This window comes from Alicyclobacillus tolerans, assembly GCF_900142255.1.
Classification (GTDB): Bacteria; Bacillota; Bacilli; order Alicyclobacillales; family Alicyclobacillaceae; genus Alicyclobacillus_I; species Alicyclobacillus_I tolerans.
In genome coordinates this window covers 1-15,860 of the sequence record NZ_FRAF01000028.1, presented here as the reverse complement: position 1 = coordinate 15,860, position 15,860 = coordinate 1, and the positions used below count along the sequence as shown (strand labels likewise).

17 protein-coding genes and 1 riboswitch are annotated in these 15,860 nt (G+C 42.5%); of the genes, 7 read left to right on the top strand and 10 right to left on the bottom strand.

Going from position 1 to position 15,860, the window contains the following annotated elements; all coding sequences use genetic code 11:
- The first annotated feature begins 574 nt into the window (after positions 1 to 574).
- Genes BUA75_RS13365 through BUA75_RS13355 form a run of 3 tightly spaced genes read left to right on the top strand, consistent with a single transcriptional unit; the run spans position 575 to position 4,298 of the window.
- The gene (locus BUA75_RS13365) at positions 575 to 2,029 is read left to right on the top strand and encodes a spore germination protein (protein WP_072875102.1); all 1,455 of its coding nucleotides are present in this window, start codon (positions 575 to 577) and stop codon (positions 2,027 to 2,029) included.
- Positions 2,026 to 3,192, top strand: a complete 1,167-nt coding sequence (locus tag BUA75_RS13360) for a Ger(x)C family spore germination protein (RefSeq protein ID WP_072875101.1) — start codon at positions 2,026 to 2,028, stop codon at positions 3,190 to 3,192. The genes BUA75_RS13365 and BUA75_RS13360 overlap by 4 nt, the downstream gene beginning before the upstream one ends.
- A 23-nt stretch (positions 3,193 to 3,215) precedes the next feature.
- The gene (locus BUA75_RS13355; RefSeq protein WP_072875100.1) at positions 3,216 to 4,298 is read left to right on the top strand and encodes a GerAB/ArcD/ProY family transporter; all 1,083 of its coding nucleotides are present in this window, start codon (positions 3,216 to 3,218) and stop codon (positions 4,296 to 4,298) included.
- 264 nt (positions 4,299 to 4,562) lie between these two features.
- Here the strand turns inward: BUA75_RS13355 and BUA75_RS13345 are convergent, their stop codons facing one another.
- Positions 4,563 to 6,050, bottom strand: a complete 1,488-nt coding sequence (locus BUA75_RS13345) for a class I SAM-dependent methyltransferase (RefSeq protein ID WP_072875098.1) — start codon at positions 6,048 to 6,050, stop codon at positions 4,563 to 4,565.
- A gap of 208 nt (positions 6,051 to 6,258) precedes the next feature.
- Here BUA75_RS13345 and BUA75_RS13340 point away from each other — a divergent pair, with 208 nt between their 5' ends.
- Positions 6,259 to 6,522: an AbrB/MazE/SpoVT family DNA-binding domain-containing protein gene (locus BUA75_RS13340; RefSeq protein WP_238413442.1), complete on the top strand. Its 264-nt coding sequence runs from the start codon at positions 6,259 to 6,261 to the stop codon at positions 6,520 to 6,522.
- Positions 6,523 to 6,792: 270 nt separating this feature from the next.
- On the opposite strand, the gene BUA75_RS13335 is transcribed toward BUA75_RS13340, so the two are convergent.
- Both BUA75_RS13335 and BUA75_RS13330 read right to left on the bottom strand, forming a co-directional pair.
- A complete protein-coding gene (locus tag BUA75_RS13335) occupies positions 6,793 to 7,671 on the bottom strand; it encodes an EAL domain-containing protein (protein ID WP_072875096.1) in 879 nt (292 codons plus the stop codon).
- 76 nt (positions 7,672 to 7,747) lie between these two features.
- Positions 7,748 to 7,832: riboswitch (cyclic di-GMP riboswitch) on the bottom strand.
- A 137-nt stretch (positions 7,833 to 7,969) separates the two neighbouring features.
- Complete coding sequence (locus tag BUA75_RS13330; RefSeq protein ID WP_072875095.1) at positions 7,970 to 8,419, bottom strand: 3'-5' exonuclease; 450 nt, start codon at positions 8,417 to 8,419, stop codon at positions 7,970 to 7,972.
- Between the two features lie 180 nt (positions 8,420 to 8,599).
- Between BUA75_RS13330 and BUA75_RS13325 the strand changes: the two genes are divergently transcribed.
- Complete coding sequence (locus BUA75_RS13325; RefSeq protein ID WP_072875094.1) at positions 8,600 to 9,856, top strand: beta propeller repeat protein; 1,257 nt, start codon at positions 8,600 to 8,602, stop codon at positions 9,854 to 9,856.
- A 37-nt stretch (positions 9,857 to 9,893) separates the two neighbouring features.
- On the opposite strand, the gene BUA75_RS13320 is transcribed toward BUA75_RS13325, so the two are convergent.
- The 4 genes from BUA75_RS13320 to BUA75_RS15715 form a co-directional block, all read right to left on the bottom strand.
- Positions 9,894 to 10,595 (bottom strand): hypothetical protein, encoded by a 702-nt coding sequence (locus BUA75_RS13320; RefSeq protein ID WP_072875093.1) that lies wholly within the window; start codon positions 10,593 to 10,595, stop codon positions 9,894 to 9,896.
- Positions 10,596 to 10,663: 68 nt separating this feature from the next.
- A complete protein-coding gene (locus BUA75_RS13315) occupies positions 10,664 to 10,906 on the bottom strand; it encodes a hypothetical protein (RefSeq protein WP_072875092.1) in 243 nt (80 codons plus the stop codon).
- Positions 10,896 to 11,261, bottom strand: a complete 366-nt coding sequence (locus BUA75_RS13310) for a sigma-70 family RNA polymerase sigma factor (protein WP_072875091.1) — start codon at positions 11,259 to 11,261, stop codon at positions 10,896 to 10,898. Before BUA75_RS13310 ends, BUA75_RS13315 begins: the two co-directional genes overlap by 11 nt.
- A complete protein-coding gene (locus tag BUA75_RS15715; protein WP_129583651.1) occupies positions 11,242 to 11,514 on the bottom strand; it encodes a hypothetical protein in 273 nt (90 codons plus the stop codon). Before BUA75_RS15715 ends, BUA75_RS13310 begins: the two co-directional genes overlap by 20 nt.
- A 95-nt stretch (positions 11,515 to 11,609) precedes the next feature.
- On the opposite strand from BUA75_RS15715, the gene BUA75_RS13305 reads away from it, so the two are divergent.
- On the top strand, positions 11,610 to 12,884 hold the full coding sequence (locus tag BUA75_RS13305; protein WP_072875090.1) for a WD40/YVTN/BNR-like repeat-containing protein: 1,275 nt from the start codon (positions 11,610 to 11,612) through the stop codon (positions 12,882 to 12,884).
- Between the two features lie 6 nt (positions 12,885 to 12,890).
- Here the strand turns inward: BUA75_RS13305 and BUA75_RS13300 are convergent, their stop codons facing one another.
- Together BUA75_RS13300 and BUA75_RS13295 are read right to left on the bottom strand one after the other, a co-directional pair.
- The gene (locus BUA75_RS13300) at positions 12,891 to 13,574 is read right to left on the bottom strand and encodes a glycoside hydrolase domain-containing protein (RefSeq protein WP_083574360.1); all 684 of its coding nucleotides are present in this window, start codon (positions 13,572 to 13,574) and stop codon (positions 12,891 to 12,893) included.
- Between the two features lie 45 nt (positions 13,575 to 13,619).
- A complete protein-coding gene (locus tag BUA75_RS13295) occupies positions 13,620 to 14,063 on the bottom strand; it encodes a hypothetical protein (RefSeq protein WP_129583650.1) in 444 nt (147 codons plus the stop codon).
- 95 nt (positions 14,064 to 14,158) lie between these two features.
- On the opposite strand from BUA75_RS13295, the gene BUA75_RS13290 reads away from it, so the two are divergent.
- The gene (locus BUA75_RS13290; RefSeq protein WP_072875087.1) at positions 14,159 to 14,797 is read left to right on the top strand and encodes a hypothetical protein; all 639 of its coding nucleotides are present in this window, start codon (positions 14,159 to 14,161) and stop codon (positions 14,795 to 14,797) included.
- A 315-nt stretch (positions 14,798 to 15,112) separates the two neighbouring features.
- Here BUA75_RS13290 and BUA75_RS13285 read toward each other — a convergent pair whose 3' ends face one another.
- On the bottom strand, positions 15,113 to 15,784 hold the full coding sequence (locus BUA75_RS13285; RefSeq protein ID WP_072875086.1) for a glycoside hydrolase domain-containing protein: 672 nt from the start codon (positions 15,782 to 15,784) through the stop codon (positions 15,113 to 15,115).
- Between the last annotated feature and the right edge of the window lie 76 nt (positions 15,785 to 15,860).

The window sequence follows — 15,860 nt, the reverse complement described above, 5'->3', positions numbered from 1 at the left end:
ATTTTTTCATTTGTAGTAAAAAATATTCCGAAAGTCACGATTTACTTGAGTCAATTTCCTGCATTTGAAATCAAGGGTTTTGCAGAATGTAAATTGAAGCCTATCATTTTGCAAAACCCTTGGCGATGACTGACCGTACATTATCTTTACCTCTACGTATAAGAGACATTTCCTCTTTTATGTATTCTATACCTAACATGATAGATTTTACCTTATTATCGCTGTTTACTTCAACCCAATGTTCAATAATCATTCAGTGAATTACAGAAGAAATTTATAGAATCAGCCATTTCAAAAATTTCTACTTTGTCTCATTCAACTCAGCCATGAACATTCATACGGAGTAAAAAATGTACTTGTATGGGGGTGAATTCTCCCAATTTATCCTTAGGATAGTTCAACATTCAGATCAAACTGACAATCTATATTGATTCATCAACTTGTAAGCCTCCATTGCTTGTCTAAGCTTCAGCTTAACGCTACCCCGTATCAACACTAAATTTCACCGTCTACATGCATAAAAAAGCTAGCATCGAGACAAGTTAAAATATCCCTGTTTTGGAGGAGAGATTTTATGTCCAAAGTTTCTCGGCATATAACCCAAAACGCCCAATGGTTTTTAGAACGGTTAGAAGATGCCGATCTCCAAGTCGTTTATGATCATCTGTGGATGCAAAAAAAAAAAATTTCTATCTTATGGATTTGGCTTGAAAGTTCAGTGAATGCTGGTGAACTTCAAAGGAGAGTCTTTGAACCCCTCACACGAGAGCCATTCATACACCAACACTCTATATGGGATGCCATTCGACAACGCTTACCTATCAAGCAGGCTCAACTCTCTTCTTCCTTAGTTGAACTCGAACATAAGCTTCTCAAAGGGCACGTTCTTCTATGTGTCGAGGGCGCTACGGACGCCTTGTCCATGCCTGTTCAAAGTATGCTACAACGTGGAATTGAGGAACCCCCCAGTGAGACGACTGTCCGCGGAGCCCATGAAGGATTTGTCGAATCTTTGGAGACCAACGCTTCTCTGTTACGAAAAAGGCTTCCCTCCCCTGATTTGTGCATGGAATCTTTCATACTGGGTTCACAGATTCCTTCCGAACTCAAAATGTTTTATCTGCGTTCTCGTGCAGAACCCTCCTTACTGGAAGAAGTTCGTTCTCGTCTTCAAAAACTTCAAACCAAGGATGTTTTATCCTCTGGTGAAGTCGAACAATGGATTGAGGATGCACCATGGTCAGTTTTTCCGACCATTGGAAATACGGAGAAGCCGGATAAAGCCGCTGCTCAAATTTTAGAAGGACGCGTGGTGCTGCTCCTTGATGGTGATCCAACCGCACTGTTTATGCCGCATTTGTTTATCGAGTCCATCGTTAACACGGAGGATTATACTTCTCGTCCCTATTATGTTTCTTTTATTCGCTTACTTCGTACGATGAGTTACTTTTTTAGCATTCTATTACCTGCCTATTACATCGCTATGTTAAATTTTCACAAAGAAATGATCCCGACCGCATTACTCCCCAAATTACAGGAATCCAGTGCAAAAGCGCCTTTTCCGATCACCCTGGAAATCCTCATTATGATACTCATGTTTGAAATTGTGCGTGAAGCCGGAATTCGTCTACCGAAATCCGTAGGTTCTGCTGTTAGCATCGTGGGAGCTCTGATTTTAGGGCAAGTTTCTGTCGATGCCGGTATCGTCAGTCCACCCACCATCATTGTCGTTGCCTTTTCAGCCATTACGGGATTTACCCTGACTCCCGTAGCCGATGTGATTGCTCTATTACGCATCGCCAATATCATCGTCGCTTCTTTTCTGGGGTTATATGGCGTCATTCTCTTTATGCTTGGCGTTCTGGTTCATGTCGTGAGTTTAACTTCTTTTCATTCGCCCTTTTTATCGCCTATCGCTCCTTTGTACCTTCAGGATTGGAAAGATGGTTTTGTGAAATTCCCCATTCGTTGGTTATCCAGAAATCCGCGTTCGTTACATGATCGCCAAAGAGTAGGTTGGAAAAAATGAATCGTCGAAAGACTAGCGTATGGATCACTTGCCTGAGCATCCTTGGGATATGTCTCGGACTCACGGGCTGCGGAGAAGGTACAGAACTCAAATATGTCTCTATGGTCTCTACGGTAGGGGCAGAACAACTCAACAATCATCAAGTGCGATTATATTTGATTCCGCTTTCTATTGAAGAAACAGAGGCACAGCAACAAGGAGGGAGCAGCCGAGAAAGTCGTCTTCACACGCTCATTGTGAGGGACGGTATGACGGCTTTTGATATTGAACGAAACATGATTCGTGAGACCAAGCATCGCCTCCTTTTTACTCATGCCAAAGCCGTTGTGATCTCACAATCTATGGCTAAGCACGATTTAGACTGGTTTTTAGATATTTGGTATCGAGATCAGCAACCCCGTTCTCGCGCTTACGTGTTTGTCACCGATGATCCTGTCAAAGATATTTTGGCCAACGCGACCTGGTTAGAACCTGAAGTATCTTTTCCGTTATCCTTTGGTATGGAAAACATTCGATTTGTATCGAATTATGCTACCGTTGATCTGATCCAATGTTTGAAAGCTCTCCATGAACCTCCATATTGTAGCCTTTTGCCTATGCTCCATTTACATGCCAAGAAAAAGCCAATGACCGTGGAATACGAAGGAACTGCACTCATCCAAAAAAATCATATGGTCGATGAACTCAATACCACGGAAACGCAAGGTCTCATATGGTTGCTCGGTCAAGAAAAAGGGGGAAGTTTAGAAATCGGAGAGTCGCATCAAAGAAGTGTCGTTGAAATCACCCGCGAAAAAGTGGAGAAACATTTTCAATTTTCTAACGGTCAGCTTCACGTAGAATATACTCTTCGATTGCGAGGAACACTGGCACAAGATGGAGAGGAAGGAGACAGTTGGAATCCCCAACATCTTCATCAGCTCGAAGAAAAAGCTAACCAAACGGTTCAACAAATTTGCCAGCAAACTCTGCAAAAATTACAACAGAAAGACCAGACTGATGCACTGGGTGTTGGGCTTATGGTCTATCGAAAACAACCTGGTGTGTGGCGTCAATACGCATCTCATTGGAACGAAGTGTTTCAAAAAGCAGATATTCATGTTCACCCCGTAGTAACCATTATGCATCCCGGGTTAATTCGTTGGCTCAAACTCCCCTATTAAATCCAGAAAGGAAGTATACCCTGTTGGCCATTCGACCGTTTGAGGCTATGTTATTATCTCTTATTACTCTTCCCGTCATGGGACATTTATTTATGGTGGCTCCCATACTCCAGGCGGCTGGCCGTGACATTTGGATCAGTATTCTTTTAGGAAGTCTTCTTTTTTTAGGTTTAGCCCGATGGAGCGTACATATCGTCGTTTTACGTCAAGGAAAATCTTTATGGGAATCTGCAAATCATTTTCCCAAACCTTTACTCACTATTTTTAAAGGTTACTTTTTACTGTATAATGTCGCACTTGCTATCCTCTCATCTGCCCTGTTTATTTCTTTTGTGAAAATTAATTTTTTACCGAATACGCCTACACTAATCTTGGTCATCTTTTTAATGTTGATCGTTGCCTATAGTTTATCGAGGGGTCAACAAGCTATCTATTGGACAGGCACATTTTTAGCAGGATTGGCCATGCTGACGGGAATGTCTGTCACTCTGATCGATCATCATTCGAAAGATTGGTTGGAGTGGCTTCCTCTTCTCGAGCACGGATGGCATCCCGTTTGGATAGGCTTAGGGGTCTCTTGTTGTATGTGGACCGAATGTCTATCACTCCTTTTTCAATTACCCTATCAACATCCTTCAGAAAAATTATTGTATCGTTGGTGGGCTATCGGTATCATCCTGAATGCCATTATGATGATTACTCCTGCTATGGGAGTTATCTCAATCTATGGTTTAGAATGGGCTCAAACTTTTTTGTTTCCGACAGAAGAAACCCTCCGATCTATGGATCTCATCCTCATTGATCGATTTGACACGTATGGACTCGGACTTGCCGCCATGGGTACATTGATGCGGATAGCCATCTCTCTGGGATTTGCGATGGAAACTTTTTGGGATTCGGAAAAGCACCAAACCTATATTCTTATCTTTTTCCTTCCTCTGCTTACGGTCACTACTTTTATTCTCAGTCGTTCTTTTACGACCATCGAAGCCTGCCTGATAGGATATATTGGTAGTTCCGTCTTTCTCGTAATTCTGGTAGCTTTCTTCCTCTGTTTTCAACGGTATTCCCCACAGAATCGGGAAAAGCACCAAAAAAGGCGATAGTTCTTCTTCCAATCAAGGGAATCCGCATTTCCCTTCAAATCTTCGCCTTTTCAAGTGCTATAGAACTTCTAGTCCCCTAAGGGCTCAGTTGTGGGAAATTTCTCCTCTTTGGCTTCATCCAACCTATGATCCCAGCAAATCCCCATGGCATAGTCTACCTGTTCAACGCGAATAAATCCGGTATGAAAAATACGTATATTTTTTTCGATTGAACAAAGATCCTGGCAGTAAATGCAGTAAAACGATTTCATCAGACACCATCCTTCAACAAGTGGATTTGATGACACGTGCTTGCAAAAACTGGCCCGGGTGATGTTGAATCATACCTTCCTCTCCGTATTTTTCTCGGATACGATATCCTCGCTCGGTAAGCTGTTGAATGAGATCTTGTTGAGCTTTCCAAGGCAAATTTCTCATGAACGGCTCAAAAAAGTTGCCAGCTTGAAACCAAAACCGAATGATTTGGTCAATCTCATAGGTCTTCCCCAGGATTTCAACAGGTTCCAAAGTGACCTCTTCGTAAGTACATTCCAATGTAGAGAGAATATTCCGAATAGTATCCTCCTTCGGCATACGATCCACTGAATCCTTCGACATTGATCGTGATTGTTGAAAGATGGGAGCTAACCACTCTTCTAAAAAGGGTTCGGTTTGTGGAAATTGGAGACCATATATGGTGGTCAACCACGCTCCTGGTTTACATACACGATGAATTTCTCGTAAAGCTTGAGGGATATCTGTAAAATGCAGAAAGAGAAAACCTACCGCTGCGTCAAAAGTATTACTTTCAAAGGGTAATTCCTCGGCTGTCGCCTGCAAGAATTTTACAGAAGCGCCCGAATAGGGCTTCTTCATCGCTCGATTCAGCATACCCAGCGAGGGGTCAATCGCCGTGATTTGCCCAAACAAACCTACTTTTTTGTAAAGTCCGGCATCCAAAGTGAGCATGCCTGTTCCACAGCCAAGCTCCAATACGTGCATATTCGGTTGCAAGCGAGCATTTTTCAAAAGTGCGGCACGTAATTCCTTCGCATTGGAAAGACGATTCATGATCTCATCATAATCTTCCATTTGACCAAAACCGGCAAACCGATTGAGTGCAGCACGCTTTTCAAGGAAACCGGTTTCCTGTAGAAAAGCTTGAAATTCCTTGAGATGGTCTTCTCCTTTTTTTGTTAAACGAATGGATAAACGATCCGATGAAGATACCCATTCTGCAACACCATAATCCAAGATGAGTTTACATTCTTCTTCCAACGGATAAGAAGCCCAGGGACGATGATATTGACCACTCACAAAATCTGTAACTAACATAGGCTGATAATATTGAATTGCCTGATAGTCATCATATGCATTGACAAGAAATGCAAGAGCAAACACCGTTTCAGGAGAATATCGCTTCATACTCGTTTCCAGTAATTTCGAAGCTACCAGTATCATGCTACCTTCGAGCCCGGACTGACCCAGACGTAAATGCGCATAAAAGGCAGCTGTGCTGGTGATCGCGTCAATCATCGCATTGGTGGCAACGACTTTCTGATAGTAGGGTTGAATGGCTGGACGGGCAAACCAGTGCTCAGGCCAATATTGTCGGACTAACCGCCGAGCCTCTTGATGAATTAACTGTTGATGATGCGAAGTTATTGTTGCAACGGAAACATGTGTGAGTGTCGGGCCGACCAAGATATGCTCCTGTAACAATTTTTTCATGATGGGAGCCAGTCTGGGCAATTCTTCAACAATTTCTGTCATACGAACCTTCCTTTTCTAGTGCGAATGCTGTCTCATTTTATCAATTTTATCATGTTCGAAAGAAAAAGGATTCCTATCCATAGAAATGCGTATGTTGGAATAAAATCAATATTCGGAGCACAGAATAAATATAGAAACACATCCTTTCGACACCGTAGGGCTCACGCTTCACCGCGCGTGGGCCACTCCCATGAGAGGGGGAACCTGTGTGCAGGAAGACATACTGGATACAGGAATGACCAAGAGAGTCGATGAATTAGGAAGAATCGTCATTCCCAAAGAGTTACGAATGAGTTTAGGCATAGAGTGCGGAGATGAACTTGAATTTTTGTTAGATGAGGAGAATTTGATTCTTCAGAAATATGTACCGGGATGTATTTTTTGTAAGAATACAGAAGATCTTCTATGGTTTCACGAGCAGCAAGTCTGTCGTCATTGTACGCAGCAATTACAGCAGTATATCAAATACTAACTTGAATGAGCCACAGTCAAGAAAGCCCAGACTGTGGCGAATGACTTGTGTAGCCTCAGGCAACAGGTACAGTCTTACAGGTCGTCACGGCTGTAGGTACCAGCAAAAAGAACAATACAAAGATAATCAAAAATACAATAGCCCAGCGTGTCAGTCCATCGAGCATTTTTCAACCCTCCTTTAGCATTAAAACATGCTAAACGAGTCTTCATGGAACCGGACAAACACACGAATTTGAAAACGAATCCATCTAATTTACCTAGATTCGGTTCAGTTGACCTGCCCTCCAATCGAATAGGAAGTATTCAGAAAGGTTGAGGGAGTCATCATCGCCCAATCTTCCACAGCCATAGGTCGTGCCCAGTAGTATCCTTGACTTAAATCGATGCCCAGTTGTTGAGTGATTTGTACCTCCTCTATCTTTTCTACGCCCTCGGCAATCACTTGTTCTCCGGAATCCATGTAACACAATAGATGAGATAGTAACCGCTGTTTTCTATCTGAAAGATGAATGTTTTGAATGAGTGAACGATCTATTTTGATGAAATCGGGTTCCAATATCACCAAGGTAGACAAATTGGCATGTCCGACCCCCATATCATCTAAAGCAATTCGAACGCCTAGAGAACGTAAGGGTCGTAACATCTCGAATAGGGTTTTCGGATCATAAGCTATGTATTCAATCATTTCAAAGATAAGTTGGCTGGGCGGGCAATGACTCTCTTGCAACAGATGTTCTAATTCCTCCAAATAGGCACGCTCCGTCAGACTATGGGGACTAACATTGACAAAAATCGGTTTAGATTGCCATTTTGCTGGCAACTCCAAACGTTTCTTCAAGCTCATTGATAAGGCTAGCCGGTCGATTTCAGTAGATAGTTGATATTCATAGGCAGCCTGAAACCATACATCCGGCGGTATCCCCTTCCCCTCGCATTGAGGGCGACTTAACGATTCATACGCAAAAAAGTGCTCTTTGCGATGATGAACGATAGGTTGAAACACCACATCTAGTTGTCCTCTTTGAATACTGGATAAGATACTTTGCAAAACGGAAGTGGGTATATTTGGTCGATTAGACAGTTTATACCCCCCCCCCCCCCCCCCGAGGGATATTTTACCATTTTTGATGTGTGAATCTTGTACCATGTGTATCTTACCCACCCCTCTATCGTTTGAGGGCCACCCGTTTCCTACGGATGGCCCCCTCGTTCTTCTCGCCCTATGCGGCAACCCGGCGATCCTAGGCACATACCCTTAGACCCGTAGCTTTGCGTCCCAATGTTTCCATTGGTATGCTTTGATACGCATTTCTGAAATTTCTTCCTACCTTATCTTCCTACAAATTCCGACAATTTTCAACCTTTTGTCACAAAAGGAAGGTCATATACCTCAAATTCATTTCGAGTGCGAACGTACGATCGAGCGAGTACACAAGAACATCTTCTTACCAATCCGCTGCGCTATGTGCCATATCCGCGTCGAGTTCAAGACCAAGCCAAGAACGCAGGTATGGATTGGTGTGTTTCTGTGCTTCTGGCCACAAATGACGAGCTAAACGGTAGGAACAGATCCACGGACGATGGGTTTCCGGCAAGAAAGACCGATCAAACTTGGCATTATGGGCCACCCGTACAGCGTCCTGGATATGCGTCAGAATGGTTGGCCACACTTCTTCCCATGTGGGTTTGTCTTTGACCTGTCGATTGGTGATGTGATGCACTTCCGAAGCTTCCGGCGGTATCGTTTGTTGGGGATTGACAAGCGTCTGATAGAGTGGGCGAATGCCGTTTTTGCTCACCTCGACCAGTGAAATGTCCACAATCCGATGGATGGTTGGGTCTAGACCTGTCGTCTCTGTATCCAGCACCACAAAGCGTGTATCCTGTATACGCATGTAGGTTCTCTTCCGTTTTTGGAGATTGTAACCAAAATAGGACGTTGGAACAAGCCTGTAACCGACAGAACACGCTCTGCAGTCACGAAGATATACCGTGCGGATGGAAAATGCTCTTGTCACAAAATGTGTAGCGGGTACGTCTATACAGGTAAACAATCGAAACTAGGGGTGGTTTTTGTGCAAAAACGAATCTGGGGACTGACTGCGTCTATGCTTGCATTGACGTGTTTGACGGTGACCGGGTGTGGGACAATGTCATTGATCAATAAAAATGGAAATACACTCAACCCTACAGCATCATCTGATAGTCCCCATTCATTTAAGCCAAGTCGAACACATCGAGATGTTAATTCAGCCAAAAGCGTAGTTATATCTCCTTTAGAAAACCTAAAATCAATCTATATGGTCAATGGAACCACCGGATGGGCCAATTCTTCCCGTTCAATTTTTCGAACTACAACGTCGGGACGAAAATGGGTACGAGTTTTCAATTCCAAGCACATTTTAGCGTTGGATGCAGTTAATTCACAAAATGCTTGGGTGATCACTCAAGGCAGCGCTCGCCATGTCACTCTCAACACTACAAGCGACGGTGGCGTCCATTGGAGAATGGATCGTCTCAGTGCGCCTTGGACAATAGTAAACGCCCAATTACATGTTTCCATTAATTCTCAAGATAGTTCGTTTGGATTCGTAATGTTATCGGGACCTCTGGATTTGCAAACAGGGCCACAAGCCTTATGGAGAATACTACGAGGTCATGTTTCCTCCTCCCCGGTATATCAATCCCTCCATGGGTCCATTCAAAAGATTCAATATGCCACACCGAACGAGGCATGGGCCACAAATTATTTTCCTAATCCTAATCACAAATCTTTTTCTTCCTCCCTGATGATCTCAACGAACGGAGGTATGTCTTGGGGTCCTGTTACATTGTCTATCCCACACTCGCTTCTCATGAAAGACATGAACAATCACAAAACCAATCCAAAACTGCAAGCTTCGGTACTTGCCATATATCCTCCCACATGGGTTTCTCATATCGGCTTCCTATCTGTATCCCTAACTCTTCCATATACAACCAGAGAGAACACCGTGGACTACCAACGATACTTTGTTCTCTATCATACTGTTAATGGAGCTCAATGGAAACCTATTTGGATAAGTCCCGATTCTTCCCTCTTGACAGACTTTTTAACATCTAAAAAGGGACGGGCTATCGTCTTTCAGGGCAAACAACAGGAATTGGAGCAAACCCTAACAGGTGGTCGCACATGGGAAACGGTTGCACCCATCCCCTCAACGATCCATCCCATCTGTCTCAAGTTTTTCGGTCAAACAGGATGGATCGTCTCCCAGAGTATTCAATCAAATTCCTTGTCTTTATGGAGATCTCAGGACGGGGGGAAGAATTGGAATGTTGTAGTTGAGTAGCACGATTTTATTCGATATAGAACGCTCCACTATTCATTCAACAAATCCCCGGAGATGTCGTAGGATGCCAAGTGTAATTAGAACTGCTGCTCACTCCATCTACATATGGAGTTACATCATAATCCGGGTCTTGAATATATTGCCAAATCATCGGCGCATATCCACCCACTGTTGGCATGGGGCAATATAGTTCTTCCACCGTCGTACAATCTTGTGAAGACTGTGTATCAGCAATCCACACTACAATTGGCTGTGGAGAAATCCAATTATTAGAATCTAGGAGATTTTGAAATTCTCCAATTTGACTCCCGTAGAGTCCTAGCGTAGTAGACGACGAGAATGAATTTGCCGCATTTAAATTTGCAAGTTCATTTAAAAAGCCTTCTACGACAGTTTGATTTTCATTCCAAGCCGTAGAGTCATTCGCAGTATTCCAGCCACCACTACCGAGCGACACAGCTCCAAACATTGTACCCCCAGGATATCCTCCGGGATATTGTTGGTTCCAAAACTGGTTCCAGAAAACCTGGGCCTGTTCTGCTCCCCATTCTTCATAAGTCTTCCCATAAGGTGTTTTTCCTGGACCTTCAATGTTCCAGTAAGCAAAGGCAGGAATAGAAATACCTGTGATAGCCCAATAGATACTTACAGTTGTACCATAACCCATTCGACCGAGATAAAAACTCATTCCGCAAGGATTACTGGAAGTTCCTGAATCCGAACCAAAATACCATGTCATTGAATAGCGCTCCCTTTTGATGTTAGTTCCACCCGGCCGGAGTGGTGAGGGGCTTTCATTTTGCCCCTCTACTCTTTAAAAGCACCTCTACTCCCCATTTTGAGCACGCTCTTCAAAAATTTTTTCAGAACCTCTTCCAACATTCCCGTACAAACTTGCGATTGAGCTTCCTCTCTCCACCATCTCGGCACAGATGACACTTGCTGATCGATCTCTGCTCGGAAATATCGACATAACAGAAAGACATCTACTTCCTTGTTTTGTCTGACTTGTTCCAAAAGATTGTGTACCTTCTGTGTTCTATCCCTCATTTTGTATCTGCTCCTTTAATTTCCGAATCGCTTGACGGTGTATATGGCTAATCGTTGTTTGGGCAATCCCTATTTGTCTGGATAATTCCCGTTGATTTTTTCTTTCCCAGTACAATCCATACAGAATGGTTTTTTCTCGCTCGGATAAGCCAGAAAACCATTCCATCTCACGGTTTGAATGCTCAGCTAACAAATCAGGGATGGTTTGGATAAACTCTTCTCCTTCTGCATTCGCGGCATTGAGAATGAGGTCTTCTCGGCTCCATCTCTTGTATTTGTTTCGCGTATGGGCTGCCACATGCCGTATGATCTTGCGAATCCAGGCTACTTCCTGCTCAGGGGTATAGGTGGTCATGTCGGTCACGTCCTTGCATATGTCCCCGTCCACGTCCCCAGTAGAGGGCATAGCCAAGCAGTTCGTCCTGGATAACCTTAGCCTGTTCAGCCAACAACAAACTCACCTGTTCCAACCGCTTCTGGTCTTCCTCGTTCTCCAACATTTCCGCGCACCTGGTATAGGCTATCAACGCTTTGTGCGTTTGGGATGAGGTAGATGGGTACGATGGGGTAAGCACGTCCGATGATGACAGAACACGCTCTGCGGTCACGAAGATAACCCGTGTGGATGGGAAAATGCTCTTGTCACAAAGTGTGTAGCGGGTACGTCTATACAGGTGAACAGTCGAAACTAGGGGTGGTTTTTGTGCAAAAACGAATCTGGGGACTGACGGCGTCTATGCTTGCATTGACGTGTTTGACGGTGACCGGGTGTGGGATAGAAGCATCTCCCCACAGTCTGATCCCCAAATTAGATAAAAAAAATAATATACTTCCTATACAACTCATTCATAATATCCATTCCATATCATCCATGGTATGGGAGTCCTCTAAAATTGGTTATTTATCCACTTCTGTAGGTATTTTACGTACTGAAGACTCTGGTCAAAATTGGTACATCTGGTATCCGAGTCATACATTATTTAGAAGCTTGGCCACAACCAGCCCAAATACCGTTTGGGCTTTATCGGATTCTAAAATCATTGAGTTTTCTGGCGTATATCCTAAACCAATCCATTCACTTGATCTATCTACTGATCAATCGAACCAAATACAATCAGTTAATCAACTGAAATCAGGTTCTAATTCTTTAAATTCCGTACGCTTATATGAAAATCATCATCAAAATGAGCTGCGCAACATCAATATTCCACAAAATATTGAGGAGCCAAATTACCAAATGAGAGTTTTTCAGAAATCCAAGGGATTTATATTGCTGAATGGAACGATGTATGTATTTGACAATAATAAGATAAGAACCCTCTCTCTCAAAGGAATCTATATTCAATCCATGTTCTGGGCAGACCCTGAGATTGGATATGCTGCATCCGGACCGTATATTTGGAAAACTTTAGATGGAGGGAAAACTTGGACAATCATTTTCAAAGTTCCTGTTTTGGGATCATCTTGGTCATGGTCAGCAAAAATTGTAGCAAACAATGAAAAAAGTGTATGGATATTGTTGAACGGAGAATCCAGCGCTGACAACCCTGCTTATATTTTGTTTCATTCAGAAAATAGCGGGCATTCATGGGAAGCTATAGCCTATGACGCCTTTGATAAGAATACATCTTATCCTAAGATAAGCCATCCTCTGGCTCAAGACGCCAATCATATTATAGTACCTGGTCCTATCACTACCATTGGAAATAACGGTATTCTGTTTACAGGATGGATTCCAGAAAATTCGAATTGGGTTGGCTTGGAATTTTCCCATGAACGATGGCAAACTTTATATATTGCCAATACGATGAATGTCGATGTACCACAAGTTTCATCCTCCGATTTTTTGGAATTTACATCATTAAGTACTGGATGGTTGTTTGGAGAAAACGGAGATGGAACCGTATGTTATTTGAAAACCGATAATAGCGGCCAAAATTGGGGTTCACATCTCCTTTTCTCCAAAACATACCATTAATAAAATTTATCCTTGTACAACGAATCCTGATAGACTGGTAGCCAATAAAGTATCTTCATCAATCGAAACTACGTATGAACCGTTACAAGACATTGTAATATCACACGGTCCTTGATTAACAGACTCTCCGATACCTGTAGGTGCTCCACAACCAGCCCATCCAGCCAAAAAATACGTGCTATTTACTAATCCTTCAATTTGACTTGCATCAAGTCCAGGCGCCCCATAATAGAGGGCTGGATAATAAGGACTATTTAAGTTAACTTCATTAGCCCATGCTCGGCAAAAACCGATAGCGTCAGAGCTGGATGGATAGTTTTCAATATCCAACCACAAATATACTCCAGAAGGTACACCAATCGAAATAGCGTTATTGATCGCATTTTTAGCAATTTCAGTTCCTAAAGTTGCTGTTAATTCCTCCGTTGAATTAAGAGCATGTTGAATCACTGCTACATACCACCCCTGGGAACACAGATATTCTAACTCTGTACTTTGTAAATCCTCTGCAGATTCGTAGCTAGTATTAGAAATGTATCTACCGATAAAGTAATACGGTGTATCACCAAATAAACAACTAGCTTCATTACTGGATGTAATCTGCTGATCGGTATCACATCCTTTGGCGTTTTGAACTTCTAATGTACCAACTGTCAGACTCAATTTTTTCTCCTCCGTTTCATGTTCCACCCGGCCGGAGTGGTGAGGGGGCTTTCGATTTTGCCCCTCTACTCTTTAAAAGCACTTCGACTTGCGATTTTTATTAGCTCTGTTGAATTTTTTTTGGATATTCCTCACCAGAGCCATTCGAATCGCTTGTTCTACGTCCTCATATCGGCTTTTCCTGCTTCTACAAATAGAGCAACGGATCTCATCTTCAAAACAACGAATCAATGCATTCCCCACTTCATGTCCTTGCTGGATTTCGCTCAATAATTCATGTACATGTTCCCGTCCACATCCCCAGTAGAGGGCATAGCCAAGCAGTTCGTCCTGGATAACCTTGGCCTGTTCCGCCAACAGCAAACTCACCTGTTCCAACCGCTTCTGGTCTTCCTCGTTCTCCAACATTTCCGCGCACCTGGTATAGGCTATCAACGCTTTGTGCGTTTGGGTTGAGATTGATGAGTACGTTGGGGTAAGCACGTCCGATGATGACAAAGCTTGTTCTGCGGTCACGAAGATATACCGTGTGGATGGAAAAATGCTCCTGTCACAAAATGTGTATCGGGTACGTCTATACAGGTGAACAATCGAAACTAGGGGTGGTTTTTGTGCAAAAACGAATCTGGGGACTGACGGCGTCTATGCTTGCGTTAACATGTTTGACCGTGACCGGGTGTGGTACTACAAGTAACGCAAAGAGCCAAGTTTCATCGCCTTCTACTATTACTGTAGGTACAACACAAACCAATCCATCAGGTTCTAAAGAGCAAAATCAAAAATCATCATCTACAGCTGATCCAGAAGATAAGACTGGGAATCAGAATATAACATCGACGAATTCTTCGCCTTTACCTTCAAATCATAGCTTCAATTTTGGCGGATATACAATTTATAGTAAGAAAAGTTTAGGACCTATCATTTCTGGACTCTACACCGTCCAAGGAATTATTATCCATGTGAATCAAAAACACCATTTTCTTGATTCCATTGTTATGAAAATAACTAAACCTATAACTACTGCCAATGGTACGCCACCATTTAATGCTAACCAAGTCGTTACTATTCACTTTGATCAATCACTTTCTCAAGCAGGAAGTCTTCAAATTACCAGTGGTGATCAAGTTCAATTAACATTTGGTCAGTTTATCCGCGAATCTGATCATAAGACACTCTATGGGAGTAACTTTTCCTGGCTTGCTATTGAGAAAAATGGAGCATTTTACAATTCAAAAGGGAAAACTATATAGAATACGCTATACTAGCGAAGACCTTTTTTCATACATTTTTCATCTGTTTGATGTAAAATTAGTTAACGCTTTGAAAGTCAGATGCTTGTCGCTTTTTCAACGACATAAATGGAACATTCTTCGAACAGCTTCATCGATTTGGCGATAAGCAGCTTTAAATATAGAGTCATTCAGACGATTTATATCTTCGTTCACAATCAAGGAAATGTAGTTTGCAGGTAAGTTGCAATCAAAAATCAAATTATTTTTTTGTTAAAAATAAGGCTATCCCTCCGATCATCTATAATCACTTTCGGGATAGCCTTATATAAAATTTTAACCGGCTGAAGGATTACTATAGTTCGATAAATCTAAATCCACAGTTAAAGTAGTTCCATTCCACTCTTGAACACATTCTTGTATATACTGCCACGAGGATGCATAAGATACTCCACTGTCAGACGGAGAGTCGCTAGTATTTGTTGTACATCCCGGAGAAGGTGGTTCGTTAATGTTGAAAACCCAATAACGAATATTACTGAGGTTTCCAGCATTGGAGCTAGAATTCTTAATTTGGTCAGCAGTCTCGTATGAGCAGTAAATTCCAGGCATATAGATTGTGCTATCGACGATATAGTCAATCCACCCATCAATATAGTCAATAAAATCCTGATTTAACGATCCTCCCTGCTCAATATCAAGATAAATTACATCATATTCGGTATTGAACCCAGCTTGTGAAGCAAGAGAAGCTGCATTTGCAGCATCATTTTGACCTTGAGCATAGGTTAAATATGACGTATCACCAGCTTGTTGACCAACATAAATAACCAGGAATCCGTAACCAAGACTTTCCAAGTATGACTTTGTATTCATCCAAGTCGTATCACTATGATTAGGTGCAGGACCCAGATAAAAACCTGTAAACGAAAAGGGTGTGTTATTCCAAAAATTCGCCATTGCTGTATCTCCGGGATAGATATCAATATCAAACCCTTTGTAAGCCATTTAAATCTCCTCCAAGTTTATGAATTCCACCCGGCCGGAGTGGTGAGGGGCTTTCGTTTTGCCCCTCTACTCTTTA